Source organism: Bacillus pretiosus (assembly GCF_051294775.1).
GTDB classification, from domain to species: Bacteria; Bacillota; Bacilli; order Bacillales; family Bacillaceae_G; genus Bacillus_A; species Bacillus_A wiedmannii.
On the sequence record NZ_JBPPHF010000533.1, the window covers coordinates 1 to 284 of the forward strand.

The following is a 284-nucleotide window of genomic DNA, read 5'->3' on the forward strand; positions in this document are numbered from 1 at the left end:
GTTTTACTTTCGGCTGGAATTAAACGAGTTGTATCCGGATAATTACCTTCTAACAATCTTGAGAAGAATAATTAATGCTTTGTACGGAATAATACTTGATACTCCGTAATAACGATATCTACCATTTCTTCAGACTCATCTAGAATTTTGCTTAATTCATTTAAGCTTTTTCCTGGAATAACAACATTCGCTTGAAATTCATCTGCGATTCCTTCGATTTTTGCTTTTCGAAGAGCTAACCTGTGACTATCTGTAGCAATGCAAGTTAATTCGCTGTTATATAC

The 284-nt window shown here is 33.8% G+C and carries 1 pseudogene; it reads right to left on the reverse strand.

From position 1 onward, the window contains the following. Positions 1-284: pseudogene (locus tag ACSG5Z_RS32045) on the reverse strand (DNA polymerase III subunit beta family protein); the annotation flags it as partial.